This window comes from Haloferax sp. s1 (assembly GCF_058382125.1).
The window spans coordinates 1-6,903 of the sequence record NZ_JBZRPK010000541.1; the positions used below are offsets into that span (position 1 = coordinate 1).

Sequence of the window (6,903 nt, forward strand, 5' to 3'; positions counted from 1 at the left end):
AATAACATCGCTTCGCCCACCACCCGACCCTCCTCAGCCCCATGACAACAGCATCCTCTCCCATCGCACCTGGTCCCGAACTGCTCAACGAACGATCGATCGGCGGCATTCTCGTTCACCTGCTGTCGATCCCAACTGGCGTCGTCGGCGCCGGAATAGTGTATCTCGTCGCGACCAACGAGTTCACCAAACGGAACGCTCGCAACGCACTCGACTGGCATCTTGCCGTGCTAGCACTGACAGTGCTGACGTTTGGCTCCGCATTCACTTATGCCGAACTCACTGGCCAGGGCATCACCAATGGGGTTCCGCTTTCCGCACCCATCGCCGCCGGGGGTAGTTTCGTCATCTCGGCGTTGTTCCTCGTCTGGATGATCATTACGACCTGTACGTTCCTTGTCGGATTCATCGCGACGGGCAAAGCAATATTCGGTGACGCGTGGCGATATCCGCTGACGCCGGCGCTCGTCGAGCGGTTCAGCTCACAGGTCGAACTCCCCGGTGGATGGCCAATCGTCATCGTCGGGTACGTGGTGTTCGCGCCGCTCGTCATCGGGGGAGTCTTTCTCGGGCCACATGAGGGAGCGGCCTTCTTCGCAACTGTATTCGGCTTGTTCGGTCTCATCTTGGTACTCACACCGCTGACCGGTGTTGCGATGTATCTTCACGCAAAACGCGCGAGCCAGACAGATACGGCTTGGGAGCCGCATACCGCCGCGTACATTGGGGCGCCTGTTCTCGTCGCTGTCCTCGCATACGCTCTCTCTGGGGCGTTTACTGACTCGATCAACCCTGGTGGCGACGCGATGTATGTCTTCCTCGCCGCGTTCTGGGTTACCTCAATCGCGTACGTGGTTCGGTGGAGAACGGCGTTGAGCTGACAGAGTGGAGGTATACACCATTCATGCTGTTTGCTATACACAGCGACAACGGACTCGACACGAAGCCTATGACATAGGGAGAACATGTCGAGAGGTGGCCAGAAATTCAGTCGTCGACTCAATGGCTCGCTGACCAGGCGTTGAGCCGTCGTGTCGTCGACGTCCGCCGTGTCGACGCCAGCGGCGTCCCCCTCGTACTCGTACTGCGAGAGCCCGTCGGCGATTGTGGCATCGAACCCACCGACCTCCGTGTGTTTCGTCGAGCCGTCGAAGACACTTGCTGGGACGGACTCGACGGCCGACCGAATCGACGCCAGCGCATCGTCCGGAAACGCCTCGGACGAGGTTTGGGTACGGCGCTCGCTCAGTTTGGTGACCTCCTCGACGACGACTATACTCGCTCTCGAAGAGTAGCGGCCCGATAAAACCCGTCGCGACCGCCGTTCGAGCCGACCGGCCGCCAAGATACACTCACTCGAGGTACAGGGCGGTGGGTGGGGGCGAGGGAGTGGATTCAGCCCCAACGTTAACCAACACTGTGTCGGTATCGATTCGGAATATTGGTTAAAACTATCCGCTACGGCGTTCGGAGCTCTCGGACTGGTTTCACGACGAAGATGTCTGGTTCGCTAGCTACTCCCTCACCCGCCCGCTCCGTTGACGTTGAGGGCGACCGCGTGAATTGGGTGATGAACTCGTCGCGAGCCATCCGTCGAGGGGCGGTGGTCTCGTGCCAGCCCAACCGGTCGTCGAAGTGCCACTTCTGGAACTGCTCGCCGACGTCGCCGGCGGCGACGTACTGCGTCCGCGTCGACCGCCCGACCTGGTGGGCGATGAAGACGGCGCCCACGGCCTCGTGCGTGACCTCGACGAGAGTACACTCCACGAGGGCGACGACCGACGCGTGATCCCAATCGGTTGGTACGGCTGTGTTGAATCGCCATACAGCGGTTGAATTCACTGTTTCACAGCCCGCTTGATGTTATAGACGACACACATCAGCGCGATTTCTCGGAACTCACGGAACCACGAACGCGCTCGCACGGCGAAGCCGAGCGAGCGCTTGACAGCCGAGTTCACGGTTTCTGTCATAGAGCGCTGATTGTAGCGCTGTTCGTCGATTCTGGCGTTGTGCGCGTAATCATAGGGTGCAAAGATGCGATGTTTGATGAGCGGGCGAATCCCGAGGTTACGAAGGGATTCGCGGAGCGATTTCTTGTCGTATCCCGTGTCGGCAGCAAGAGATCGCAGAGCGCCCGCGTCCCGACGGGCGATCTGCTCACAGAGGTCGGCGTCGCTCCCTTCCCGATTCGTTGAGCAGTGAACGTCAAGGATGGCTTGAGAGTCTGTATCGACGAGTTTCGTAACCTTGACTTCTGCACGCGGTAACTCGTCCGCTGGCAGTAGTGGCGGCTCGCAGCCGAGCGTTCGTAGAATGTAGCGTCGATTGCACCATGTTTCGAGGGGTCGTGCAGCTGCGCCGACTGGCGCAGCAGCACTCGGCAAACGCTCATACTGATCCGGTCGAACGCTTTACACAACGTGGATGCCGAGGGGAGATCGGCCTCAACGCGGCCGATCTCCCCGGTTATTTGTGGCATCTCCTTCAGCAGGTCAATCGTCATGCGGTAGGACGTGTCAAGGTAAATCCGCAGACAATGCAGGGAAACGAGAGCAATTCCTCGGATTCATCCTTCTAAACCCGTGATATCGGCTGAATAGATCGCTATTCAACAGAGCACCTGATTCTAGTCTGCAGTATAATTTTCGACATTCTGAGGGGAGTGGCTCTGGTGAAACCCTCCCAACTCACACAACCGGTTTGCTGAATACAGGGGACAAATGCAGAATGCTGCCGATGTTTGCTTCGTACTTCGATAGAGAATTGACCGTTAATTAGGTGTGCGCATTGATTATCGACAGGGCGTTTATCTAATGACCACCTCTCTTCCTGATCTGAAGAGTCGGTCGCTCCTCATGGGCTTCAGTCTGCTGTTCGGGTTTCTATTGCTCGTTCATATGCAACGGGGGAATACCGTATTAGCTCTCGTTGGCTGCTTCTCAGACGGTATATAAACCCTTCGCCGATGTTTGCCGGCGTGCGGTCGACGACCCGGTATAAAGGTGGCCGGCTGTCATCGATTACGTACCACGATGGTTCCACCAGACGACACCTCCCAACCGACGCGTCGCTCGGTGCTCCACCGCGGCGCGACGGCCGTCGCGATCGGGCTGACAACCGGCCTCAGTGGCTGTAGCGGTCTCCCGCCACTCGGCGACAAGCCCCAGTACGGCCGCGTCGATATCCCCGACCCCGGCCCGCCGGAGTACCGCCGCTGGCTCCCCGCAGGGTGGGACAGCGACACGAACGAAGACTGGTTCCTCACCTATGTCGAGCCCGGACCGTTCGACGGCCCCGTCCCCGAGGAGTTGGTCTCCCGCCGGGCCGCCCAGCGCAGAGACCTGGAGTACCTCGGGGTCGGGTACGAGAACTACGACAGCCTCACGCGTACGAACCTCGCCACTGTGCGAGAGGGGACGTTCTCGGCTGATACGGTTCGGTCCGCCCTCACAGACAGTGGCTACGAGCCCGACGGCACGTACCGCAACTACGATCTGTACGCTCGCTCGGACATCCCGCGCCGAGTGGCCGTCCGGGACGGCGTGGTCGTCTCGACGAGCGCGTCGCTCCACAGGACGCCGGACCTGGAGGCGACGATCGACGCCGGAGACGGACACACTGAGCGGTATCACGAGGTCGATCCCACGTTCGAAGCGGTCACCGACGCGGTCGGTGCCAGCCGACTGCTGTCGATCGGCAACCATCCGAGTCTCAATCCGACCGTCGCTGCCCTCGGTGCCGACGCGTTTCGAGTCGACGGGGACGCGGCGTACCACGTCCTGTTCGAACAGTATCCGGAGACGGTCGAACAGCCCGGCGAGCGGATGAAAAGCGCCATCGAAGACGAGCACTACACCGGTATGGCGGCGGCCGACACCATCGACATCGGCGTCGACGGCCGGCTGGCGACGGCCGGCGCTCGCGTTCCGCTGCAACCGGACGAGCCCCGCGACTTCGTCCCCGATCCGCCCCAGATCACGTGGGGCGTGGCCTTCGACGCGGAGACCAGTACAGTCACGCTCCGCTACGAGCTTGGTCCCGAACTCGACGCCGACCGCCTGTGGTACGATCTCGTGCCCGTCGACGCGGTCAACCGGATCGAGAACCAGCCGCTCTGGCCGGATCGAGACACTGTCGGACCGGGCGACGAGACGACCGTCGAGATGAGCGACCGTCCAGACGCCGACGGCGTCGACGTGCGCTGGGGGCCGAAAGACGACCCCGGAATGCGACTGTTCAGCTACGTGCCCGAACGCACCGAGTGATTCTGGGGCGCTGTCTGCCCGTCATGCATCTCGTTGTCGCGGATGACACACTTCGTGATGGCCGTCTCGGCGAGTGACTGATCGATTCTGTATATAAATCCTTCGTCGATGTTTGCCAGTACGCGGTCGACAACCCGATATAAAGGTGGCTGGCTGTCATCGAGTACATGCCACAATGGTTCCACCAGATGACGCCTCCCGGCCGACACGTCGCTCGTTTCTCAACGGCGGCGCGACGGCCGTCGCGATCGGTGTGTCTACTGCTCTGAGTGGTTGCACTGGCAACTTACCACCGCTCAGCAGCAAGCTCCGGTACGGAAACGTCGATGTTCCCGACGCCGGTCCACCGAAGTACCGTCGCTGGGTCCCAGCAGAGCGGGATAGCGAAACTGACGAGGGCTGGATCGTCACCTACGCCGAACCCGGTCCATTCGACGGCCCCGTTCCAGAGGAGTTCGTCGCCAGACGAGGGTTCCTCAAGATGGAACTGGACCACTTCGGGATCGGCTACGAGAACTACGACAGCCTCACGCGTACGAACCTCGCCACGGTGATCGAGGCGGATTTCACGGCCGACGACGTGGCGTCGACGCTCGCGGACACCGGCTACGAGCCGGACGGCTCGTATCGCGGCTACGACGTGTACTCCCGTTCGGACGTGCGCAGACGGGCTGCAATACGCGACGGTGTCATCGTGTGGGCGAGTGCGTACAGACACGACGACCCCGACATCGAGGCGACGATCGACGCCGGACACGGCCACAGTCGCCAGTACCACGAAGCGAGTGAGGCGGTCACGGCGGTCACCGACGCGGTCGGCGCGAGCCGACTGCTGTACATCGGCGGCTCCCATCCGGGACTCAACTCCGGCATTGCCGAACTCGGTGCCGACGCGTTTCGGATCGACGACGGTGTCGCCTACCAGCTGTTGATCGAATGGTACGAAAACGCCAGCGCAGGCTCCGAAGATCAGATGCAGCGTGCCCTCGAACAGCAGCAACACGAACTCACGAAGGAGGCAAAAACTATCGACATCAAGGACGACGGCCACTTCGCGACGGTCACTGCTCGGGTACCGACCCGGCCGGGTCGCGAGCGTGATCCGATGGACGACCCGCCTCAGATCACGTGGGGTGGACGCTTCGATCCCGCGACTCGAACCGTCACCCTTCGTCACGAGGCCGGTGAGTCGGCCGATTCGGATCTGATCTGCTACGACATCGACACGCCCGAGGACAGGCGAGAGGTCGAGAAGAAACCGCTCTGGCCCGACCAGCACACCGTGAGTGCCGGTGACGAGACGACCGTCGACCTGAGCGACGAGCCCACCGCAGAGGGAATCAGCGTGGTGTACGGTCCGCTGGACGACGTTAGCTTCCGAATGCTATTCACGCTGCCACTGGAGGACGACCGATGAGCGCCACGATCGCGCCTCGTCTCACACCCTCGCAAGCGGCACGCCCTCGGACAGCCGAGGACAAAATACTTGTTCCACGTATGTCAGACGATCCTGTGGACGAGGACCCAGACGTTGCCGATATCGTCGCCTTGCTGGACGACGAGCACGTTCGGTCGATCCTCGTCGCGACGAGTGGGGAACCGCTGTCGGCCAAGGAACTCGGCGAGCGCTGTGATCTCTCGGTGTCGTCGATCTATCGACGGGTCGACGAACTCTGTGACTGTGATCTGCTTATCGAGCGAACGCGACCGCGCCGCGACGGGCACCACGAGACGGTGTACGTCTCGACGCTCGATCGGTTCGAGCTGACGATCCGCGACGGCGAACTGGACTGGACGATTGACCGGACGGAGAGCGACCCGGCCGACGAGCTCTCGCGGATGTGGGGACAGCTCTGAGATGAACGTCTTCAGCGCGCTTACCGACTTCACCGGCATTGTCGGTCTCGCGGCCGGGGTGGCGGCGACCGGCTCCGCCCTCGTTGGCCTCTACATCGGCGGTCAGGCCTATCGCGGACTCCGACGCAACGACGACCCGTCGATGCGATATCTCTCGATCGGGATGATCCTGCTCTTCGGCGTGACGTACGTCCTGGCGCTGGCTGGACAAGGGCTCCTCACGTTCCGCATCGTCCCGATCCGCTACCAGAACGTGTTCCGGCTGATCGTCCGCCTCCTCCAGTTCGGCGGGCTCCTCCTGATCGCCTACTCCCTGCGTATCGCCACCGACTCCTAGACGACGCCTCGATAGCTGCCCACGACCGCTGACGCACCCTCCACCATGTCCCGACCGACAGCTACTCCAGACGATCTCTCACCGCTGACTCTCCGAGCCGTTCGTCTTCGCAGGCGACGAGGGCAGAACGCTCTCGACGATCGCATGCTGTGCTCGTCGCTCGCATCGGCCGCGGCGATCGCCTCGACCGATATCTCCATCTCGACGCCTTCGAGGTCCCAGGGCTTGCGGTGGCCTTCGTCGACGGTCGCGAATGCGTCGGCACGAACTTCCTCGGCGATGAGTGTCTCGTGTGCTCGGACGAGGTCGTCGATGCGGTCGTCAGCCACCGCTAGATCCAGCCGGATCCGCTCTTCGAGGTCCAGTTCCAGATCCTTGCGCATTTCCTGGACGCGGCGGATGACCTCGCGTGCGTACCCTTCGCTCTCGATGTCCTCGGTC

Annotated in this window: 7 protein-coding genes and 2 pseudogenes; 5 read left to right on the forward strand and 4 right to left on the reverse strand. The window is 61.8% G+C overall.

Features of this window, described 5'->3' with window-relative positions; genetic code table 11:
• Positions 1-41: 41 nt before the first annotated feature.
• Positions 42-881 (forward strand): magnetosome magnetite crystal formation protein family, encoded by an 840-nt coding sequence (locus QT222_RS09420; RefSeq protein WP_491477016.1) that lies wholly within the window; start codon positions 42-44, stop codon positions 879-881.
• A gap of 176 nt (positions 882-1,057) precedes the next feature.
• On the opposite strand, the pseudogene QT222_RS09425 reads toward QT222_RS09420, so the two are convergent.
• The 3 genes and pseudogenes from QT222_RS09425 to QT222_RS09435 all read right to left on the reverse strand — a co-directional run.
• Positions 1,058-1,276: pseudogene (locus tag QT222_RS09425) on the reverse strand (hypothetical protein); the annotation flags it as partial.
• Positions 1,277-1,458: 182 nt separating this feature from the next.
• Positions 1,459-1,842, reverse strand: coding sequence for a DUF8030 family protein (locus QT222_RS09430; RefSeq protein ID WP_014732627.1), 384 nt, complete (start codon positions 1,840-1,842; stop codon positions 1,459-1,461).
• Positions 1,839-2,557 (reverse strand): annotated as a pseudogene (locus QT222_RS09435) (IS5 family transposase); the annotation flags it as partial. The pseudogene QT222_RS09435 and the gene QT222_RS09430, both read right to left, overlap by 4 nt.
• Positions 2,558-3,035: 478 nt before the next feature.
• Here QT222_RS09435 and QT222_RS09440 point away from each other — a divergent pair.
• From QT222_RS09440 to QT222_RS09455, 4 genes are all read left to right on the forward strand, one after another.
• Positions 3,036-4,268, forward strand: coding sequence for a hypothetical protein (locus QT222_RS09440; protein ID WP_491477017.1), 1,233 nt, complete (start codon positions 3,036-3,038; stop codon positions 4,266-4,268).
• Between the two features lie 175 nt (positions 4,269-4,443).
• Entirely contained in the window at positions 4,444-5,685 is a 1,242-nt protein-coding gene (locus tag QT222_RS09445) for a hypothetical protein (RefSeq protein ID WP_491477018.1), read from the forward strand.
• Between the two features lie 80 nt (positions 5,686-5,765).
• Positions 5,766-6,125, forward strand: a complete 360-nt coding sequence (locus tag QT222_RS09450; protein WP_004060598.1) for a winged helix-turn-helix domain-containing protein — start codon at positions 5,766-5,768, stop codon at positions 6,123-6,125.
• 1 nt (position 6,126) lies between these two features.
• A complete protein-coding gene (locus QT222_RS09455; RefSeq protein ID WP_491477019.1) occupies positions 6,127-6,462 on the forward strand; it encodes a DUF7521 family protein in 336 nt (111 codons plus the stop codon).
• Here QT222_RS09455 and QT222_RS09460 read toward each other — a convergent pair.
• The coding region (locus QT222_RS09460; RefSeq protein WP_491477020.1) for a DUF5915 domain-containing protein at positions 6,459-6,903 on the reverse strand (445 nt) is incomplete at its 5' end. The two genes, QT222_RS09455 and QT222_RS09460, sit on opposite strands and share 4 nt — an antisense overlap.